This is a genomic window from Gimesia benthica (genome assembly GCF_009720525.1).
Taxonomy (GTDB): Bacteria; Planctomycetota; Planctomycetia; order Planctomycetales; family Planctomycetaceae; genus Gimesia; species Gimesia benthica.
Genome location: NZ_CP043930.1, coordinates 1,086,326 through 1,105,615 on the forward strand (window position 1 = coordinate 1,086,326; position 19,290 = coordinate 1,105,615).

Here is a 19,290-nt window from a genome sequence, read left to right on the forward strand (position 1 = left end):
TCTCCGATAGTCATAAATAGGAGATCCTTGTGGCCCAAAATAACAGATAGCAATAGAACAGATGCGGTGAACTAGAGATGGCACAAATACTCAAATGTCCCACACGCGACGAACTCATTCGACTGAATAACGACGAGTTACCCGGAAATCTGAGTGAATCGCTTTTCGATCACATCGAGAGCTGTGGGCGGTGCTCGTCCATCTATGGTGAGCTTGAAGAACCACAGGACAACTTTGCGAGTCACTTTGCTCACATCTCTCCCGAAGACCTGGAGAAAGCTCGGGAGGGCATTGCAGCCGATGCACTTCGAGAGTCGGCAACGTCGCTCTTTCCAAAGTTATCTGGCCTCTTACGTGATAGAGAACGGAGGTCAGCCCTTCATCCGCCATGCGATGTAAGAGACTACAGGGTGCTGAAGCAAATCGGCATCGGTGGGATGGGAGAAGTGTATGAGGCCAAACACATATTATCCGGGCGACACGATGCAATTAAAGTTATCCGACGGTTCAGGCAAGATACTCCTGAAGCAGAAGAGCGTTTCCTAAGTGAAATCAGGACTGTTGCTCAGCTCAATCACCCCAATATTGTGATCACCTATGGTCCGTGGCGTGAGCAAGATGGCAATCTTTATCTGGCCCAGGAACTCCTGAAGGGTAAATCGCTCCAAGATTTGGTTAACCTGGACGAGTTCGGTGGACCGAAAGAGATCATCGACGCCATGATTGGCACATGTCGCGGTCTGGAGTATGCACACGACAAAAAATACTTCCATCGAGATATCAAGCCTGCCAATGTCATGCGATTAGAGGACGGCACGATCAAAGTCATCGACTTTGGTTTAGCGTCAGCTGCTGAATCAGGGGAGTCTGCAATTCTGGTAGGTGCTGGCACTGTCGGCTACATGTCCCCTGAGCAGGCACATGGCACCGGACCAGTCGACCATCGTTCTGACATCTATTCTGCAGGCCGCATGTTGAAGTACTTATTGACCAAAACTCCAATCGACCCTGCCAGCAAAAAACAGATCCGTGCGGTTAAAAAACTGAACAAACTTGCTGAGTGGATGACCCGTAATTCTCCCGGAAAAAGACCAAAGAATATCACGGTCGTCATCTCACGGCTTGAGAAGATTCGACGGGCTCTCATCAGATCCCGGGTGAAGACAGCCCTTACAGCTTCCGCAATCCTGGCCACAGTAGCCCTTGGCATTTGGGGGTTTGTCGTAAACTACGGCGACATTTCAGGAGGGATGGTGAACCGATTCATCGTCCAAGATGAAGTCGCAAGGCAGCTCGATGCACGGCAGCAGGAGGCCAATGAGGCACTGTCCAAAGAATGGAATAACGAGGTTGCCCCTCGCCTGAAGCGTAACACTGCTGAATTCCGCACCAATGTGGAATCGACGCTTGAAGGTCTCCGCTCTGGCCAGCCGGACCAAGTGCCCGCAAATGACTTGGCTTCGATCTTACAGCAGCTCCCCGGAATGGTGACAGCAAAAGTCCCGCAGCCCCCCACGTACGATCAGGGAGCGGATGAGCTCATCTACTCCGTTAAACTTGCTCCGGATGAAGCCGCCTACCGTGCCACCCTGCCCCGACTAAAACAAACACTCGATTCAATTGCGATTGGCAATCCTGAAGAAGTAACGGTTCGACCAACGTCACTCAGATCCGATAAATCAGAAGATGGCGTGCCTGTTTACTCGTTACCACAAATCGAAAGCGATCCGCGAACCGCTGGAACGCAGGGCATCGTCTCGTTACTTATTGACTGGAACAGTGCTCAGACCTTTCAGGTCTGGAGGCACTATGTTGTGGACTTTGGTGCGATCAATGTGAAGGGTACTGGATGGCAGTTCATAAAACCGACAAACCAACACTGGCTTCAAACAGTTGCTGCCCGAGGAGACGATGACTTTGGGAAACTGATGGCGTTTCCCCTCATGTCTCGCACCATTGAGACGCAGTTTCTTGATGACTCCGGTACCAAAGTCGATGTCGACTCCTGGGAGTGGCTCGGTCGCAATTATGTCGACGTTGGATTGCCCCAAAATACGCTGAGCAATGGTCTCCCGACAGATCGCATGCTCAGTGGCGTCCCAAACCTGCTGGTCTCGCCGATTCATCGGCATTTGGGACGTCCCGATGAATCTGTGCTGGTCACTGGCTGGACGCAGGGGTCGCAGTCGAAAACCAATAATTTCCATGTCACCATTGCTCCCTTCTGCATGGTGCAAAGCACGTTCGCTGGAACCACCCGGGCTCTCGTTTTCTCCCCGGCTTCGGTGCAGACGCGGAAAATCCGGCTGGATTCCGAGCTCTGGCAAAAGATCTCCACGGTCAAAGTGAGCAACCGGACAGCCACGGAGAACTAGCTCAAGAGCGGCGAAGGGACGCTTCTTCCCCTACAAATCTGCGTCAACGCCTTAGCAGGCGGCCCCTCTGCCGATGGGATTCCAGGGTTCACGTGTGCTTTCCGCACGCTCTCAGGCTGTCATTCGAGAGGTCCTCGGACCGATCAATCCTACCAGGCCCGATTTTGCGAAATTAGCAAGCTTCCGTCGTCCAGTGTTACACGTCCGCGATAGGCATGAGTGTGAAGAGTCAAAGATCGTTTCTTGACTCGCAGAAGAATCCCTCCCTATGGAGACTACTCATGTCAGAGCGAGCGAAGTTAGAAGTGTCTATCCCCCTCGAGGCCGCCACCAGTCGATTGATGAACAGGAAATTCCCGACTCATGTTCGCAGGTTAATGCATCATTTGGGTGGGCAGAACATCTCAGGCACCAGCGAAGAGGACGGAAGGAAACCTGGCTTCTTCATGGATGCGATTTTTTCCAACCGTCAGACCGCCTTGAGTGCCGCCATGGCAATCCGAGCATTATCACTTGGGCATTCTGGGACATCCGCGAAGGACTTTTGGTACACAATCGACGACGACGAGATGCTGCTGTTCAAGAACAAAGGTGACTTGTATGCATACGAGTCAAAGAGTTTTGCAAGGGTCTTGGAGGAAAAATTGGGAAGCAAAGTAACTGAAGCCTTTGGTGGTTTCGTAGGCTTCTAAAGAAAAGAGCCGTATCGAGTACCAGTTACAGCTCAAACCAAGAGCTCTAAGCAAGAGCTATTTATCCAGCCCGCTTCCTTCACCACGAGGGAAAGCGGGTTTCTCTTTCCAAGAACCGACATGAAGCTCCATCAGTGCCATAGCAAGATCAGGCAGTGAGCCGCCTTGGAGAATGCCCATCCAAACAGACACCTGTCTTCAGAATAGCTTGTGTTTCTACATATCTGGGTTAAAGAATTTCCTTTTCGACTTCCTTGTTACGCCGCCTCGAGAGGTATGAATGTGAACGGAACTGGTCCGTTCGGTCCATGCAACTCTTTTCGGAAGAACTCACAATGCGTAAGCCAGAACAAGAAAGCGACCTACAGGCCGCTGGCCCTCAGGACGAATCTGATGACACCTTTCATCGGATTGTCTACGAAGCCCCTGAACAGAAGCGATGCGAATTGCTGCACAGTATGTGGCGAGATAAATTTCTATTTCAAGTCGCGGATACCGAATTAGGGGAGATTCTATGCGGGAGTCAACCTTTAGTGCGTGTCTTTACGATCTCAAACAAGCTGGTCGCTCAGAAACTTAAATGGAAGCATGATATTGATTTTGTTGATGAAAAAGTCGTGGCTTCTCAAACCGAAAAGATCCTGAGTTCTATTCAGGATTCAGTACAAAGCAACTATGGAGTCGTCGCGAGTGGAGATGTTGAGACAGAGGTCTGTTCTGAGTTTCCGTTCTTAGAGTTTGGGAACGATGGGTTCGTTATCGGACTATTCTTCTCCCGTGACAGTAGGAATACTGCCACAGATAAAATCCTCACTGACTGGAAAGCCTGGGGGGTCGGAACAGAAATCAATCTGACTGAACTTCAACAACGCCAAGAGTGGCGAGAGAACTTCCAGCAGTGCTTTGATGACAGTGAAGTTAGGTCGCGTCTCAACGGCATGTCACACGAAGAGCGACTGCAAGAAATTCAAGTTCTTTGGCAGCAAGGCGTTGCTTTTGAAATGACGGATCCTGATATGGGTACGAAGTACAGCAGCGTCGGAAGCGATATATATTTCTACGTGGATTATTCTCTGGGTATTGTCCCACCTTGTGACCGTTCGGACTGTTCTTTCCCAATTGATGAGTCGATCATCCGCGAATACATGGAGTTCTTGGATGACGAAGATGGAGAAAGAATGCGAACGATCGTCCAGATTGAACGAACAATCCGCGATGACGTCGAAGTTAATGGCGGGGAAGTTTTCGTCTTTGAACGCATGCTTCATGAAAACGAAGATGGAACCATCATATATGAGGGGCCGTCATCCACAATGATTGGTTGTCGATTTCCGACCGAAGCAGTCCGTAACCAGTTCGCCAGGGAGATCTTGGACTCCCTAAGCATATATGGAGTGGAGATCGACGAAGATACGAGGGAGGTCATAATGAATCTCAACGAGAGGATTGCATACGCAGCATGGATGAAAGCCCGTATCGAAAGTGACCCGGACAGAGAAAATCAACTTCGTCTCATGAAAGGCCCTGCATTCGATGAACTAAAAGAACAAGTCATCAATAATCAGATTGCGAATTGGGAATCTACACAGAAAGAAAAAGACACTTGAGACAAAATCTTCCTTGGTCAGTTAATACTGAAAAACAACCACAATGTTCGATATCTGGCCCACTTCTTCAAAGGTAGAGGAAGTGGGCATTTAAGATCGACTGTGTTATTTTCTTGCCTCTCTTCATATGGAAACAATGAGAATCTTCTAACCAGATAATGTTAGAGCAGCTAAAGCCATAATTCAGAAATGTCGTTCTTTCAAATATCTCTTCCCATCTAAAAACAATCAAAGGCAATCTTCAATCCGGCCACGATCCACGCAATCTCTTAATTGAATTCACTCGCAGACAGTTTCTGTGAGGTGAGGGACAATTATATTTCATCTCAGTTTGTTTTTGGTTTTTCATAAGAATTTGTAGCCACTCTGATATATTGCACCGAATCCAGTTTCATTCGTTCCAGGTTATCCGTCAAATCATGCCCACCGCCCAGCACGATAACATTGATTCCCTGCCCTTTACGTAAGATCTTGAGCATCTCATCTTCCCGTTTCTCTTCAGCCTCCTGATCAACTTGGATCTTGCCATCTTTGGCAATGGGATTGGCCGATTTAAACGCTGCTGAATTTTCCAGTGGGATGATTGATTTCAATTCATTTGTAATCATCAACTGGGCAGGAACTCCCAGTTGCATCAAATCTCGTCGATACTGTTCTTTCAAAAAAAGATCAAATGCACCATCACCTTCTGGCACTTCGAATTCCCGAAGCGTTTTAACGAATGAATTGAACGCATTTAAGTTTTTCTCAGTGAGCCCTTCCAGGTACACAGATCGAACTTCGTGATTCTTGATCAGGTACCTCAGGATCTGCTTCTGCTCTTTCTGAATCGCTTCAACATCCTCCAGGAATTCAAAATACTGCCTTTCGATCTCTGCTTCAGATAATTTACCACTTGAGGAATCAGAAAGATCAGTAGCGAAATCATCTCGGGACACAAAGTGCCAGTTCAGCAGATGAATGATTATTTGTTTGGGTTTGGACTTGATCGGCGTATTTACGACGGAAGCCGCGGTGGGTATTTTACGCAACTGGGAGCTGAGATCTGCCCCTGGACTCGGTTCATCGGCGAAGGTAGCCGCGACTGCGAAGTGCAAGCATAAGAGGACACAGGCACAAAGAGACAACTTGGGCATGGCTGGGCAATTTAAAAAGGATCCATTCGTAAAAAAAGCCGCCTGTGTGCCTGCTCCAGACGGCTGATTTATTATACTGCCATGCACATAAAAGCAAACAACTATTTATAAAAAGAACCGCTATGATCTTTCGTCTCTCTCAAAGGCTCAAGCAGAAAATCAAAACAGGCACACTTGATGTCCATCCCTTAAATCGGAACCCTTTTGGTGACTGGTCATGCCACATTTTCCTAGCAAATCGCCGTCAGTACATTTTGCTGTGCAATACCAAATCATTCTATTGCTGTGTCATGCCAGCCAAAGGTATTACAAACCAGAAGCTCTTCGTCAAAAGCACTATGAACTGTATCCGAGATTTCACAGCGGATGATGCCAATCAGTGGACTTTCCGAAAATTCATTGCTCCTGAATTTGAAACAGTTCAGTTTGGTAAAGCATTAAATCGCTCTGTAACAAGTTCGATGAACCAACTCATTGAATATGCTCAAGATTTGCTGATAGAAAATGCAATGTCTCCACATGAGGTGGGATTTAAGCTGAATGATTTTTTGCTGTCAGCTATTGCGGAGAAAAAATCAGATGGGTATGGCACGCCCAATGATGCATTTCGGAGAATGGTGGATTCGAGAAAACTGGAAGCAGCAGAATCAGATCAGCGAGAAGACGAAATACCGGAAAACACAACCACATGGTTTGTTTACATTCTCATGTGTGCTGATGAATCCTTATACACAGGAATTACGACAGATCTAAACCGTAGATGTGAGCAGCATAATGCGGGTACTGCTTCACGCTACACCCGTAGCCGTCTTCCAGTGACTATGGTGTATCATGAAAGACAAGAGAATCGAAGTATGGCTCTCAAGCGTGAACTGGAAATCAAGGCGATGTCACGATCAGCAAAAGAATCGCTCATCAAGTCTATAAAGTGAGAATTTACCCACCACATCTGCCACATGCTTTCCCATCATTCGGTCCACAAATCCGACCACGCTTCGTATTCTTAAAGTATTCGCAGTTTTCATTGTGCCGCACATTGGATGATGTATTCAGCCAGAACTTTGTGCCGGGGGGGTACTCGGCCTTCTCTTCCTGGCCCGATACTCCCAGGGAGGAAGCGGATTGGCATCAGCCCAGAGACCTCGTTTCGCCTGACGTGCTGATCGTTCTAATTTCGCCAGGCGTTCTTCATTATTATATTTTTTATAATGCCAGGCCCAGCCGTCTTTAATCATCTTTGCATTGGCGTCCAGGCCGCCCACCATTATGACTCCGAGTGTGCGACCATAGCGGTCCTCCCCCGTCTTTTTTACCGTCACGGTTTTACCGAAAACCATCTTTGATAATGCCTGCTTGGATTTTGTCCCGAAGCTCTGGCTTGACTCCGGTGCATCAATACCTTCGAGTCGTACTTTAACTGTCTGGCGGTTGACCAGGACTTTGATGGTGTCGCCATCAGTGACTCCGATCACTTTTCCAGTGAGGGTACTGATAACCTTTGGTGGAGCAGCAGATACAAGCCCTAAGATGAGCAGAGTCAGGATGGCAACGATGAAACGCATACTATTCCTTCTTATAAAGTAGCTCGATAGAGGACTGGATCAAGTTGGCACAGCTGACTCAATGAACCGTGCAAAATATACAACCTGGGAGATCTTCCGAAATCAAAGACTCTGAACAATTGGAACTGTTCGGGAATGTCTTCTGAACAACGTAATTCATTGGATGTAACATAGAAGGGGAAAAACTTTCCAAGACCAGTTGCTTTTACTTCCAGCATTCGTTCAGAATCATCAGCCTCATCGAACGAAAGGATATCAAAACCCAAACCATCGCCAATGACTTTTGAGGCCCAGACAACCTTCTGAGCCAGATCGTCTCGGCCAGCCACATTGAGTCGATGTCGCTCAAGGTCAAAAACAAACTGTTCGGCAAGAGTGCCAAGTTTCCTGTTTTGGGCATCACGCTCGGCAAAGTCGATCTTTTTCGCCCTGCGTGATAGCCATGGTTTTTCAGCTGGCTTCGGTGGTTTGATTACCTCTGGAGGGTCGACAATTACTTTTCCAAAATCGGGGTTGGAAAGACTCTTTGGCTTGCTGGGGTTGAGCAATGGTGCAGTTTCAATCCTTCTCAGTACATTGGGATTCTCATCCAAAAAAGAATCGACTGCTGCTGCCAGTAATCCCTGATAGTTGCCACGAGGCTTGTAGCCTTCTATGTAAGGCCAGCCCTGTTCCACCATCACAGCACTGATGTTCTGGTGTTTGAATTCAATTGAGCCTTCTGATCGCCCGACTAATTTAGGTATAAGTGCTTTCCGATGCTCTGACTTTTTGTACTTCTTATCGAGCAACTCGGCTTCTAACATGTCGAAGTAATCAGCAATAATCAATCGAACTTCATTCTCATTCCAATCTTTACCAGTCTGTGGCTCTTCCTGCCCATCCCCTTTACGAACGACAGTGAAGCCGAGCTTCCTGAGTACAAAGTTCGCTTGTCCAGGTGCCTCTCCGCCACTGAACTCCTCAGGTAGGAGGATTCGACCGATAGAGTAGCGACAGGCTAAACCAACCACGGTTTTCGGAGCATATCGCTTCTGCTCGTAGACAAGTTCATAGCCGGTAGAGGGACCGAACGGATGCTTCACCCCATCATTCAGGTCCGCCAATGTCTTGAGGATATGATATTTAGTGAGACCAGCGGGGATTGATTGTGGCACGAAAAACTTACCTTTCTCACGCCGGTTGAGCTATTGTGGTGAGGACGACTGCCACAATTTGGTTAAATAAGTGTCTTCTTATTTGAATAGCCACCTATCTGATTGAATACCATATATGAACATTGTAGAATGCGAACATTTGTTATTCAACCATAATGAAATCTAGGGGTTAGCCATTTGAAGACCATCTAAACTGAAGAGCTGGTCAACGAATGTTAGTAATCTTTCCCACAATAACTTCCACATGATTAGAGAGTTTCCCGCCGTCCCTTACTAAGTGTCCGCCATATTTTAAAACCAGCCTCTACTCTTCCCAGAAATTCGGCTACCAAACGCTGAGGGTGGAGTGAAATTTTTGGAGACTTCACATGAGATTTCCTTCATATGCTCAATTCGTGGCTGTAATGGGATATTGTCCCGCAGATCCATCCGTGATCGACAGGGGAGGCACATCGATCTGGAGGATTTCAAAAAACGATAACCTTTGTCGTTTCAGTGAGGATGGAAGAAGCCGAGTCACGGCCTGCTATACTCGTAACGGCCAAATCGGTTACGTCTGGAACGTTGGTAATGATAGCGGGTGGAATGGACCTTTCAATTCATTTGATGATGCGATGGATCATGCGGACTTGCATGTCTTTGGGGAGTGAAACATGGCGAGGGTTCAAGACAATAAACACGAGGAGCGTAAAATGCACAGCGATGACAGTGATCAGCACCGTCAACTTTTGGAAAATGATCCCCCTGCATTCGTTGATCGTGTTGACACTCCATGGGAACAAATCCCTGACCTTGCCTCTTATAATGGAATGGCTTTCAAGCGAATCAGTCGTGATTTAAATCGGCTGTCCACAGAGCAGGAGGCGATGAGAACTTCAGGGGCATCGCTCCCAAGCTCCAGGGGAGTTCTCGTTCTGGGCGAGGCTGGTACAGGAAAAACTCATCTTCTGATGAGGTTGGCACAGAATCTTGCAAAATCAAATCACATCCTGTTCGTAAGGCGTCCCAACAATGAAGAGGCAATCGCACAACATATCTGGACTAACATCGTAAATAGTTTAACTCGTACTGTCGGAGGAGGAACTCGATCCCAGATTGATGATTTATTAGGACATGTCTTTTCGAGTGTACTGATTCCTGAGTTTGAAAGTGATATCCAAAAAGGAATTGATGTCGAACAACGTCAACGTTGGGTCAATACTTTAAAACAAGACCCATGTAATTTATTTGAAATGTTAGGAGAAGGTCAGAAGCGTTCGGATAATATGCGAGCAATTAGACGACGCACTCTCCGCTTCCTTCAAATCAATCAACCAGATGTTGACCAAAGTATTGCACATGCACTAATCACTTATTGTTTTGTTGCCCGAGAAGAACGTCGCCGGATCCTACTAACATGGTTGTCGGGACAAGACATTGATCCAGAAGATGCAAAATCGATGGGACTTCCGGAATCATGGGTCACCTTCAACGAGTCCTCGACAGACCTTTCTATTCAACAGCAGCGAGAGGAACAGGCTCTACGAGCAATCCAATCACTTGGAATCCTATCAACATATTACCAGCCTCTGATTTTAGCTTTTGACCAATTAGAAGGATTACGAGACGAGGAGCGGCTAACCCATCGCTGGGGAGACATTGTTAAGGAAATTTTTACAATGGCTCCAAACCTCCTAATTGTAACCTGTATTTTTCCATCGCTCTGGGAATCGTGGTTTGGTCATGTACTTGATGATGCAGCCAAGCAAAGAATCGCCCAACGTACCCTTGAATTGGAAAAATTCGGTCAACAGCATGCGACAGCGTTACTTGAAACGCATTTACGAGAGCATTTCACCAGGTACCGACTTCCCACGAGTATATTTCCATTCACAGAAGACGACATTGGGCATCTTTGCTTCGAAGCAACCTCACCACGAGTTTTTCTTCAGAAAGCTCGAACCTGGTTTGAGACGTGGCTTGACGAAGATGATGTTTCCAAAAACAACTTCGAAACTACACGAGTAACTGTCACTCAAGATTCGATAGACACCGCTATTCAGTCTGCCCTCAATCATTTTGAGTCCGAACAACGCAAGCAGTATGGATCAGAGATACCCAATGAACAAGATTTCTTCGGACGAATCAAGAATATCTTCAAGGACTTTCTGAAAGAATCTGACACCAATGTTATCTATGACAAGGCAAGTTGTGGCAAGTACGTGATGCCGCCGAACCTGATTATTAAACACCAGGAAAATAAAGAGTCCCTCTGTGTTGCCGTGATCAATAGCGTGGGCAATGCTTTTGCGGCACGTATAAGAAATCTGCGAAAGGTCGCAAAAAATAGAGATCAGTTTAATCACTTGATTGTAATCCGTGACCGACGATCTAAACAAATTGGAGCGAAGAGCCAAGAATATCTTGATGACGTGCAAGAGAACGGTGGTGCGTACGTTCAAGCTGAAATAGATGAGATCACATTGCTCAATGCGATTTATGACACAATTGTCGCCATCGAAGAGCATGACCTGTCGATTGGATCACATGAAATCGACAAGCGGCAGTTTGTCGAATATTTACGATCCAATAATGTATTCAGTCGGATGCAGCTTTTCCGTCAAGCTGGCCGTCTCTCAGAAATTATCGGTCATGCTACTAATGGAAATGGGGATGAGAAGACCGAAGACGATGAACTGTCTCATTTTGAAGGTTCTCATTTAAGTGCTCCGAAAGAACTTGCACCAATACCTTCCCCCACCGATAATTCACATCCTCCAAGGGCGAAAAAGGAACAAACACATAAATCAAGCGGTTTTCCTGTTAAAGTAGTTGTAGGTGATTCCAATCTCGCAAGCACTCACCTTGGGATAGTTGGACGATTACGGAATGACGGGCGGTGCCTTGGCCTCTCACTGACCAAACCACAATGTGCCGTCGTGCTGGGCTATATGGGATCAGGAAAGTCGTATGCCCTGGGGGTACTGATTGAGAATGCCCTTCTCAGCACGCCTACTCTTGTGCAACAATCTCGCCCCATGACCGCTGTGGCTTTCAACTTTAGACGGAATCCCGAGGCTCGCTTTGAATATGCTGGCTTTGGGCAGCCAAACACAGAGGCTAATGAAGTCCAGAAATTGATTTCCGAGTACGCCATTGACCCCGACAAAATCGGGACTGTCAATGTATTTGGCTACGAACCAGAGCTACTGCGACGAGCGGGCGATTACGAAGGACTTCCTACTTATCCGATTCAGTTTCGTTCCGATGAGCTCGGAGCAGATCACTGGGAAATTCTAATGAAACCCCCTAGTGCACAGTCCGAATACATGGCCATCGTCAGAGACATCATCCAAAAGCTATTTTATGAAGATCGGCTTACTTTCAAAAATCTAGAGAGGCACATTCTCACCGATGAGCGTCTTTCCAACGCACAGCGGCAACGGGCAAAGAACCGTCTCAGCTTTGCTGAACGCTGGATCGATGACGACCGAACTTACACATGGTCCGATGTCCTTCAAGCAGGATCGCTGAATATCTTTGATTTGCGAATGCAAACAATGGAAGCTTCGGAAGCCTTAAAGCTTTGTCTTGTGATTACGGACTTGGTGCGTCGGACCCGAAATGGTGTAAATAAACTCGTCGTTTTTGATGAAGCACACGAGTACGTGGACTGCAAGGAACTAGTTGGGGAGCTTGAGAACTCAATCACTCAAATCAGGCATGATGGCTTGTCATTTATCTTGGCATCTCAATTTCCTGAACGTATCCCCGAGCGAATTTTCAAGTATCTTTTGACTCGGTTCATCTTCAAATTACCGACTCAGAAAGCAATCAATTACGTCCGAAAAGCCGCACCGAATTTGGAATCTTTGTCTGCCCAGGGGGTTTCCAACCTCGATCTTGAACAAGGTATCTGCTTTATTCAGACCGACGACGATTGCAGCGATTCGATGTTGAAAGTACCGCAATTACTTGAAGTTCGACCAAGATGCACGCAGCATGGTGGAGCGACTCTCAGACAAAAGGGAAGTGAAGAAGAGAATTCCACAAACACAGAACACCATGAGGAACTCGTCGATGTGGAATTCGAAGAGGAAGTGGAACTCTGTCCGAAATGCGGGGAAACACTAATTCTTCGGCAGACCAAAAAAGGTCCGGCGATGGTCTGCGGAAGCTATCCAGCCTGCCGATATGCACGACGAGCTACTGAAAACTGATGCGTCTAAAGCCAAAGATAATCTGACAAATAAATTTAATGGGCAAATCCCAATAACCTAGAAGACATCAACATGACTGGCCGCATTTACCTTTTAAATGATCATTCGGATCTCATATCGATGGAAGAAGCTCCTTACGACTCTGAAGACATCCTCCAAGAGATGCTAGCCAATCACCCTCACCTTCTGGCTGGCGAACAGATCAATAGTGACGATCCAAGACGATGGCTTCTCATACCCCGTGATGGGGATTATTTAATTCAGTAATAGCCTGAAATAGATGATCACGAAAATCATCTGCTCCTAAAATCTTTTCAACATCCTCGTTTTCAATTGATGAAGGAGCGTCATCCACTAGGAGACGTTGAATTGATTCGGTTAAATCAAATGTTCTATCTTGAAGGACATTCAAGCCATCGTCTGAATCTACATAATCTCTCAAACGATTATGAAAGATTGCGGAGTATATTCGATCTAAGATCTCCTGATTGTCTGTTGGTCTCATTTCAGCCATAGCAGCTCTCTCTAAGCTTGAATATCGTGGAACATTCTGGATCTCTGCCAATCAGTCGATGGATAGACTCATTACCATCTATTTTGAATGACCAGGATCGAACTTTCCATCTTTTTTGTCATCTGCCGTTATTCTTTTCACAAGGCATCTAATCATTTATCCATAGTGCTCTCACATACTACACCAAATTACGCTCATTGATCTCTTCATGACCACCGAAAAATGGTGAATGATTTATTCCAAGCCACACATTGCCATTTCCTCATCTGTACACTCAATACCACAGAATTTCAGCAATATCTTCTGTGTTACGCTCCTGCGATAGAAATTGATGAAGACAACACCCGTTGTCGTTGAATTCAATTACTCATTTCAAGGAAGCCATATGACATTCGCATGCGAGTACACACATGACGAAATTCTTGAGTTCGACATTTGGTTACCAGGTGGCTCAAGATGCATAATTTGCATTCTTAACTCAACAAAAGGACTGACGGACCAAGAGTTGGATGAAGTTCGTGAAGCTTTGATTGATTTGGGGGACCTGGATAATCAGATTGACCGTATTTGGTACAAAATCGCCCCCCCAATAAGGATCTTTACGATCTCTTCTGAGGAAGCATCAGAAAGATCACAGGAGAGAAACGGCTGCAATTTGATATCCTGGGAAGAGTTTGAAACGCGGATACCAGAGATCAAATCAGGTATCCAAAGTGTAATCGCTAACAATAACGGGGTTACATACCCGGACGATTTCGGGCCAGTACGATATTTTGACTCTCCTACCAATCGCGATTTCGTATCAGGCTATTTGGAGAATTTTGGGGAGGATGACTGCGTGATTGGATTGTTTAAGTCATGGGATGCCCTCGCGAGAGCAACTGACGAAGTCATGTCAATATGGGAAGATATGGGAGTAGAATACCTTGAGAACGAGCAAGATACCTTGGAACAGCTTGACGACATCGTCGGGCCTCAAGTCACTTTCTGTATGCGATACGATTTCGAGCCAGTCGAATACCTGTCCACGTCTCAGCGAAAAAAAACGGCGTGCAAAGAAACATCATCGGATGAAGACCGCAAATATGAAATCGCCAAGGTAAAGATGATTCGAGAGATTTTACGACTTGAAGAAATCATTCAGGAGATGGTCGAAGAACGCGGGGGGTTAGTCTGGGTGTTGAGACGGGAGGCTCATTTAGTAACAGAGTCACGAAAGGCACCTGACATGCAAGTTTGCACAAAGTTTTGGTGTTTATTCCGGGATTATAGAACACGTGATCGCGTGGCCTGGAAAGTCAGGGAAGCAATGCAGGGGTACGAAGCATACACTTTGACAGTTGAGTATCAAGAGGTGCGATAGCTCGCGTTGCAGTTCTGTGCGTTGCTCCTTCCAATCGTGGATTTGGGATTGGACTTGGCCTCGATCAACGCTTCTCTGACTTGGCGGGCGTGGTCGAGCATTCCTTTCCACTGTGACTGGACTTCGGGGGGATGCTTGTTTGCTTCATCGGCAAGTGCTGTCAAACGATTGCCGAGTGCCGCACCGGTCATCTTACGACCGATGCCATAACCGTCCATCGGGTGCGGGGTTCTGTATTTGGCATCTGATGTAAGCTCCTGCAACGTTCGTGTAGAGGTTCTACATGTTTTTCTCACAAGAGCAACCGACTTACAAGCTGGGACATCGGTAAGCCTGCGAATAAGCCCGATGTCGCGTCGCTGGCGGTGTTTTAAGAGGCTGGGAGGTGGTTGGAGCCGTGTTGGGTGGTGAGGCGGTTGACGGCGGCGGAATGGCTCAAGCCCCCGAGTCGCCGCGTCCGATTCTGGACCACGCCCCGCGAAACTCGTCTGCGTCGTATGCGTTAGGTTGGAGCCAGAAAGAGACACGCCCTTCCTTTTCGCCACGATGTGCCAGTTGCCGAACTTCGTCAGGCGTAAGTATGAAAGCTGTCGGGTCAACTGAAACCTTGTTGACGATTACCCAAAAGTCGCCCATCACTTTATCGAGCGTTTTCCCAAGGGGTACGGGAGCACGTTTGCTGAGTGCCTTCACCTGCACACCAATGTATCTCTCGCCGTCTCCGCTATACGCCACGACATCGATGCCTCTTGCGTTTCTGGCTGTCGGCATCACATTCCAACCGAGGAGGGATAATTGGTAACACGTGAAGTACAATCCTGCATTGCCTACGATTTGGCCGTCTAGTTTCATGTTGTGTTTTCTTTTCTAATTCCTTCGTGGCAGATTTCAGCCAGGCGTTTCCACCATGAAACATTGCGTTATCGAGGGTATAAATGCTCTTCTCGACACCGACCGGCGATTCTGCAAGTTTGGTAAAGATCGTTCGGAATCCGTCAATGGCTCGATTGACTAACCAAGTCATCTCCGACTGACCAGTCCCTTTGCTTTCATGCACAACTTGGCTCCGGGCAGGATGGGAGTGATGTAACGCATACTGTTCTTCCTTGTATGGTGGCCTGACATAATACTGAATCAAACTAAAAAAGCTGCCCAGTGATCTTTAATCAGCAATGATTAGTTGGACTTCTTTTCCAGACCATTTTGAATTACTTTGGGAGTTTCGGGTATTTCGATTAAGTACTTAGTGCAATCCCTATTTAAAAGTGCCTGCTTCGGCACTGACACCTGCACAGAATTGTAATGTTGTCAATCTACGGTAGCAATAAAGGAATACAGATGAAACGAACAATCATTTTCGCCTCCATGTTCTTCTTGATAGCCACTGTATCCAAGGCTGACGAACGTAATCTCTTCACCTTTGACAAGCCTGGATCTGCTCAACCATGGCAGACGGTCAATGACGGCGTGATGGGTGGACGGTCCGATGGTCGCTTCAAAATCAACGACGACAAAAACATGGAGTTCTTCGGCACATTGTCGCTGGAGAACAATGGTGGCTTTGCCTCAGTGAGAGTCAGGGGCGGCAACCTTACATTGAAGAAAGACGACGTGATCGTGGTCAGAGTTAAAGGTGATGGCCGAGAGTACAAATTCAATGTCTATGATCAACCGAACCTCAACGGCTTTTCCTATCGGCAGTCTTTTAAAACTAAAAATAATGAATGGATTGAAGTCGAGTTGCCGGTCAGGAACTTCGTGGCGACCTGGAGAGGCCGGTTTTTCCCCAACCAGAAACTCGATCCCAGTAATGTGGCTGGACTGGGATTTCTACTGGGGGATAAGAAAGCTGGCCCTTTCAAGCTGGAAGTCGAGTGGATAAAGGTGAAGAAAACCGAAGAGTAAATCGTCCCCTTCCGGAGCGATCTGAAACAACGCTGAGGATCAAGCTCCTCTGAGAATAGAGGGACTTATGCGACCTGTCAGTAAATCAATGGAAAGTAAGCAGCATGCCCTACTTCATCTGCACAACTTGCGGAACGCAATTCAATAAATCCGACCAACCATCTGCCGAATGCAAGATTTGTACTGATGAGCGGCAGTATGTTGGCTGGAATGGGCAACAATGGACGACTTTTGCTGATCTTCAAGAATCGCATCGAAACGTCATTCGGCTTAAAGAAGCTGGTCTCTATGGGATCGGAATGGAACCATCCTTTGCCATTGGTCAACGGGCACTCCTCATTGTCCGTCCGGAAGGAAATATCCTCTGGGACTGCATTCCCCTCATTGATGATGGCCTCATGGAAATGATCGAAGGCATTGGTGGTATTTCAGCCATCGCCATTTCACATCCGCACTACTACACGAGTATGGTGGAATGGAGCCGGGCATTTGATTGTCCGATCTATTTGCACAAGGACGACCGGGAGTGGGTGATGCGGTCTGATCCGTCTATCCAGTTTTGGGATGGTGAAACGAAGGAGATCAGCAATGATCTGACGTTGATTCGGTGCGGAGGACACTTTGACGGGGGCACGGTCCTGCACTGGTCAGAAGGTGCCGCTGGAGAGGGGGTACTTCTTACCGGCGATATTCTGCAAGTGGTTCAGGATCGACGCTGGGTAAGCTTTATGTACTCTTACCCCAATCTGATCCCACTGCCAGCATCGGTAGTTCGGCGAATTGCTGACACCGTCGAACCGTTCTGTTTCTCTCGTATTTACGGAGCCTTCTGGGGAAAGATTGTTGCCACAGATGCAAAAGCGGCTGTCCAGAGATCAGCAGAACGGTACATCAAATCTCTGGAATAATAATTTCCGTATTGATGACTCTCACGTGATGATGAGCGACAGGATCAGTACATGTCACAACATCACCGAAACATAGTCCTCAGGTTCGGAACCAGTTCATACTCACCCTTCAGGTTCTTTATCATGGCCAACTGAGTTTCAAGTTCGTACTGAATCTGAGGATGCTCGAACAGGGTTTCCGGTGTATAACCGGGATCATCTTTTTCAAGCTTGCAGTCAAGGCCATCAATCACTGACTGAGCAACATCCTGGGACAATCCCACATCGTTTCTGCGACAGCAGAGAATACACATCCCGATGCTCTGTTGCACTATGGATATAATGGGATCAACATCTCGCATGGGATCGGCCCATCCGTCATCGACTTCCATGAAGTCCATGTCGAGGGCATTCAGTTGATCCTTTTCAGGGATCACACCATTCAACAATGAATCCCAGATATCGTTCAGGATGTCCTGTAATGTTCGCAGATCAGATTGTGACAGATTCTTAATGAGGTGATCGGCGTGTGATATTAACAGGCGGTCGGCACACCAAACTGCAAACAAACATCGTTCAAAATGACGGAGCATACGGAGTTGCTTCGTCATGAATTCATATTGGTCGTCCATGTCATTGATCGTCTTATTCATACGTCCTTATGATCCTTGGTGCCAATCAATTCAGGAATCATCCTGATCAGTGCCTTTACTGGCATAATTTCGAGACCGTGTATACCAGAACGCCCACAGCACAAATACCCCCTGCAACGGCAGTCGCAGCAGGTGAATGGTGGGTGAAGCCGGTAGGATCTCCTGGTTCTGGTAGAGGTAGATGTTGGCAGGAAACACAGCAATCAACAGGGCTATGATCCCCCAGGCTGCCAGATGTGAATATTTCGGTATCAGCAGCAGAGCCCCCAGCAGGATCTCAAAAACGCCACTGACCAGAACCAGTTCTTCATGAAACGGAAGATAGGGTGGCATTATTTTCAGAAAGAATGCTGGATTCGCAAAGTGCATCGTGCCAGCCACGATCATGAAGGTCGCGAGAAGGAACTTTGAGATTGATTTCACCTGACGCATCTGTGTTCTCGCTTGGGGATGGGGCTTCCCTACTTGTTTTTCTAACTTTAGATTGAAAAGAGCGGTATCCAGTAATTGTAGTCGACAGGGATACTTAAGCATATGACTTCCCTGTCAGCCAGACTGCTTCCAAACATCACTCCAATCCATCACCGGAATTTTCCTATCCTCTTTCTCTAAATCAGGTTACAGACCAATCCAGACCGTCTGCATGGCTCCCACTGTGTCAGTTGTGTCGGGTGTGTAGGTCAACTCTATATATACAGAATATTTTACGATCCCAGTGTTACGCTCTCGCGATAGGTATGGAAAAGCGATTTACGCCAGTATTTCCATATTTCCATTACTCGTCAGGAGCAAACCATGGCAGAAGATCAAGAAAAAATAACTGACTCCAAGTTCTCGTCAACAATCGGTGCCGCTTTCATCATGAGCCTCATCGGCTTGCTTTACCAATCGTATTATAAGACCGACAAACCGACTGTCGTAAAAGATTTTATTGCAGGATTTGACACAATCTCCGATGCAGAAACAGCTTTCCTCATCGGACTTTCTACATCAGAACTCCGCCAAAGACTTGGCAAACCCGATAATGTCAAATTTTCAGCCAGGAACTACCCGGTACCACAAACATCAGTCACTTCGGAAACTAAGCCCGACGAAACCTGGGTCTACTTCAGCAAAGTTAATCATAAGGCATCTGGTACGAAGATGAGCCTGACTTGTGATATCAGGGACGGTAAATGCATCGCCGCGAAAAGCTACTGAATTCTGGACCACACATAGTCTCCCCCACCGTTCTCACTGG

The 19,290-nt window shown here is 47.0% G+C and carries 17 protein-coding genes; 9 read left to right on the forward strand and 8 right to left on the reverse strand.

The genetic code is table 11. The features are described 5' to 3' along the window. The first annotated feature begins 77 nt into the window (after window positions 1–77). The 3 genes from F1728_RS04340 (at window position 78) to F1728_RS04350 (ending at window position 4,674) form a co-directional block, all read left to right on the forward strand. Window positions 78–2,375, forward strand: coding sequence for a serine/threonine-protein kinase (locus F1728_RS04340; protein WP_155363049.1), 2,298 nt, complete (start codon window positions 78–80; stop codon window positions 2,373–2,375). A 281-nt stretch (window positions 2,376–2,656) separates the two neighbouring features. Beyond that, window positions 2,657–3,067 (forward strand): hypothetical protein, encoded by a 411-nt coding sequence (locus F1728_RS04345; RefSeq protein ID WP_155363050.1) that lies wholly within the window; start codon window positions 2,657–2,659, stop codon window positions 3,065–3,067. Window positions 3,068–3,402: 335 nt separating this feature from the next. Further along, a complete protein-coding gene (locus tag F1728_RS04350; protein WP_155363051.1) occupies window positions 3,403–4,674 on the forward strand; it encodes a hypothetical protein in 1,272 nt (423 codons plus the stop codon). A gap of 326 nt (window positions 4,675–5,000) precedes the next feature. Here the strand turns inward: F1728_RS04350 and F1728_RS04355 are convergent, their stop codons facing one another. Next, window positions 5,001–5,810 (reverse strand): hypothetical protein, encoded by an 810-nt coding sequence (locus tag F1728_RS04355; protein ID WP_155363052.1) that lies wholly within the window; start codon window positions 5,808–5,810, stop codon window positions 5,001–5,003. 122 nt (window positions 5,811–5,932) lie between these two features. On the opposite strand from F1728_RS04355, the gene F1728_RS31510 reads away from it, so the two are divergent. Further along, window positions 5,933–6,742 (forward strand): GIY-YIG nuclease family protein, encoded by an 810-nt coding sequence (locus tag F1728_RS31510; protein WP_155363053.1) that lies wholly within the window; start codon window positions 5,933–5,935, stop codon window positions 6,740–6,742. 117 nt (window positions 6,743–6,859) lie between these two features. On the opposite strand, the gene F1728_RS04365 is transcribed toward F1728_RS31510, so the two are convergent. Both F1728_RS04365 and F1728_RS04370 read right to left on the reverse strand, forming a co-directional pair. Further along, a complete protein-coding gene (locus F1728_RS04365) occupies window positions 6,860–7,372 on the reverse strand; it encodes a thermonuclease family protein (protein ID WP_155363054.1) in 513 nt (170 codons plus the stop codon). 11 nt (window positions 7,373–7,383) lie between these two features. Beyond that, window positions 7,384–8,529: a DUF3883 domain-containing protein gene (locus F1728_RS04370; protein WP_155363055.1), complete on the reverse strand. Its 1,146-nt coding sequence runs from the start codon at window positions 8,527–8,529 to the stop codon at window positions 7,384–7,386. A 653-nt stretch (window positions 8,530–9,182) separates the two neighbouring features. On the opposite strand from F1728_RS04370, the gene F1728_RS04375 reads away from it, so the two are divergent. Further along, a complete protein-coding gene (locus F1728_RS04375) occupies window positions 9,183–12,728 on the forward strand; it encodes a topoisomerase DNA-binding C4 zinc finger domain-containing protein (protein ID WP_155363056.1) in 3,546 nt (1,181 codons plus the stop codon). 232 nt (window positions 12,729–12,960) lie between these two features. On the opposite strand, the gene F1728_RS04380 is transcribed toward F1728_RS04375, so the two are convergent. Continuing rightward, complete coding sequence (locus F1728_RS04380; protein ID WP_155363057.1) at window positions 12,961–13,242, reverse strand: hypothetical protein; 282 nt, start codon at window positions 13,240–13,242, stop codon at window positions 12,961–12,963. A 331-nt stretch (window positions 13,243–13,573) separates the two neighbouring features. Between F1728_RS04380 and F1728_RS04385 the strand changes: the two genes are divergently transcribed. Continuing rightward, window positions 13,574–14,605, forward strand: a complete 1,032-nt coding sequence (locus F1728_RS04385; RefSeq protein WP_155363058.1) for a hypothetical protein — start codon at window positions 13,574–13,576, stop codon at window positions 14,603–14,605. Here the strand turns inward: F1728_RS04385 and F1728_RS04390 are convergent. After that, on the reverse strand, window positions 14,590–14,823 hold the full coding sequence (locus tag F1728_RS04390) for a hypothetical protein (protein ID WP_155363059.1): 234 nt from the start codon (window positions 14,821–14,823) through the stop codon (window positions 14,590–14,592). The genes F1728_RS04385 and F1728_RS04390 overlap by 16 nt on opposite strands. A 217-nt stretch (window positions 14,824–15,040) precedes the next feature. Then, on the reverse strand, window positions 15,041–15,340 hold the full coding sequence (locus tag F1728_RS04395; protein WP_228030505.1) for a hypothetical protein: 300 nt from the start codon (window positions 15,338–15,340) through the stop codon (window positions 15,041–15,043). Between the two features lie 603 nt (window positions 15,341–15,943). Between F1728_RS04395 and F1728_RS04400 the strand changes: the two genes are divergently transcribed. Together F1728_RS04400 and F1728_RS04405 are read left to right on the forward strand one after the other, a co-directional pair. Beyond that, a complete protein-coding gene (locus tag F1728_RS04400; RefSeq protein WP_155363061.1) occupies window positions 15,944–16,510 on the forward strand; it encodes a CIA30 family protein in 567 nt (188 codons plus the stop codon). A gap of 104 nt (window positions 16,511–16,614) precedes the next feature. Next, a complete protein-coding gene (locus F1728_RS04405; protein WP_155363062.1) occupies window positions 16,615–17,418 on the forward strand; it encodes an MBL fold metallo-hydrolase in 804 nt (267 codons plus the stop codon). A gap of 62 nt (window positions 17,419–17,480) precedes the next feature. On the opposite strand, the gene F1728_RS04410 is transcribed toward F1728_RS04405, so the two are convergent. After that, window positions 17,481–18,050 (reverse strand): DUF416 family protein, encoded by a 570-nt coding sequence (locus tag F1728_RS04410; protein ID WP_155363063.1) that lies wholly within the window; start codon window positions 18,048–18,050, stop codon window positions 17,481–17,483. A gap of 30 nt (window positions 18,051–18,080) precedes the next feature. Then, complete coding sequence (locus tag F1728_RS04415; protein ID WP_155363064.1) at window positions 18,081–18,482, reverse strand: DoxX family protein; 402 nt, start codon at window positions 18,480–18,482, stop codon at window positions 18,081–18,083. Window positions 18,483–18,845: 363 nt separating this feature from the next. Here F1728_RS04415 and F1728_RS04420 point away from each other — a divergent pair, with 363 nt between their 5' ends. After that, window positions 18,846–19,250: a hypothetical protein gene (locus F1728_RS04420; protein WP_155363065.1), complete on the forward strand. Its 405-nt coding sequence runs from the start codon at window positions 18,846–18,848 to the stop codon at window positions 19,248–19,250. The last annotated feature ends 40 nt before the right edge of the window (window positions 19,251–19,290 follow it).

What these genes read in the sequence shown, in the direction of transcription:
- F1728_RS04365 (WP_155363054.1), bottom strand. Translation starts at nt 7,372, where the DNA reads ATGCGTTTCATCGTTGCCATCCTGACTCTGCTCATCTTAGGGCTTGTA.
- F1728_RS04390 (WP_155363059.1), bottom strand. Translation starts at nt 14,823, where the DNA reads ATGGACGGTTATGGCATCGGTCGTAAGATGACCGGTGCGGCACTCGGC.
- F1728_RS04415 (WP_155363064.1), bottom strand. Translation starts at nt 18,482, where the DNA reads ATGCGTCAGGTGAAATCAATCTCAAAGTTCCTTCTCGCGACCTTCATG.
- F1728_RS04385 (WP_155363058.1), top strand. Translation starts at nt 13,574, where the DNA reads ATGAAGACAACACCCGTTGTCGTTGAATTCAATTACTCATTTCAAGGA.
- F1728_RS04400 (WP_155363061.1), top strand. Translation starts at nt 15,944, where the DNA reads ATGAAACGAACAATCATTTTCGCCTCCATGTTCTTCTTGATAGCCACT.
- F1728_RS04410 (WP_155363063.1), bottom strand. Translation starts at nt 18,050, where the DNA reads ATGAATAAGACGATCAATGACATGGACGACCAATATGAATTCATGACG.
- F1728_RS04405 (WP_155363062.1), top strand. Translation starts at nt 16,615, where the DNA reads ATGCCCTACTTCATCTGCACAACTTGCGGAACGCAATTCAATAAATCC.
- F1728_RS04375 (WP_155363056.1), top strand. Translation starts at nt 9,183, where the DNA reads ATGGCGAGGGTTCAAGACAATAAACACGAGGAGCGTAAAATGCACAGC.
- F1728_RS04380 (WP_155363057.1), bottom strand. Translation starts at nt 13,242, where the DNA reads ATGGCTGAAATGAGACCAACAGACAATCAGGAGATCTTAGATCGAATA.
- F1728_RS04420 (WP_155363065.1), top strand. Translation starts at nt 18,846, where the DNA reads ATGGCAGAAGATCAAGAAAAAATAACTGACTCCAAGTTCTCGTCAACA.
- F1728_RS04345 (WP_155363050.1), top strand. Translation starts at nt 2,657, where the DNA reads ATGTCAGAGCGAGCGAAGTTAGAAGTGTCTATCCCCCTCGAGGCCGCC.
- F1728_RS04355 (WP_155363052.1), bottom strand. Translation starts at nt 5,810, where the DNA reads ATGCCCAAGTTGTCTCTTTGTGCCTGTGTCCTCTTATGCTTGCACTTC.
- F1728_RS04340 (WP_155363049.1), top strand. Translation starts at nt 78, where the DNA reads ATGGCACAAATACTCAAATGTCCCACACGCGACGAACTCATTCGACTG.
- F1728_RS31510 (WP_155363053.1), top strand. Translation starts at nt 5,933, where the DNA reads ATGATCTTTCGTCTCTCTCAAAGGCTCAAGCAGAAAATCAAAACAGGC.
- F1728_RS04350 (WP_155363051.1), top strand. Translation starts at nt 3,403, where the DNA reads ATGCGTAAGCCAGAACAAGAAAGCGACCTACAGGCCGCTGGCCCTCAG.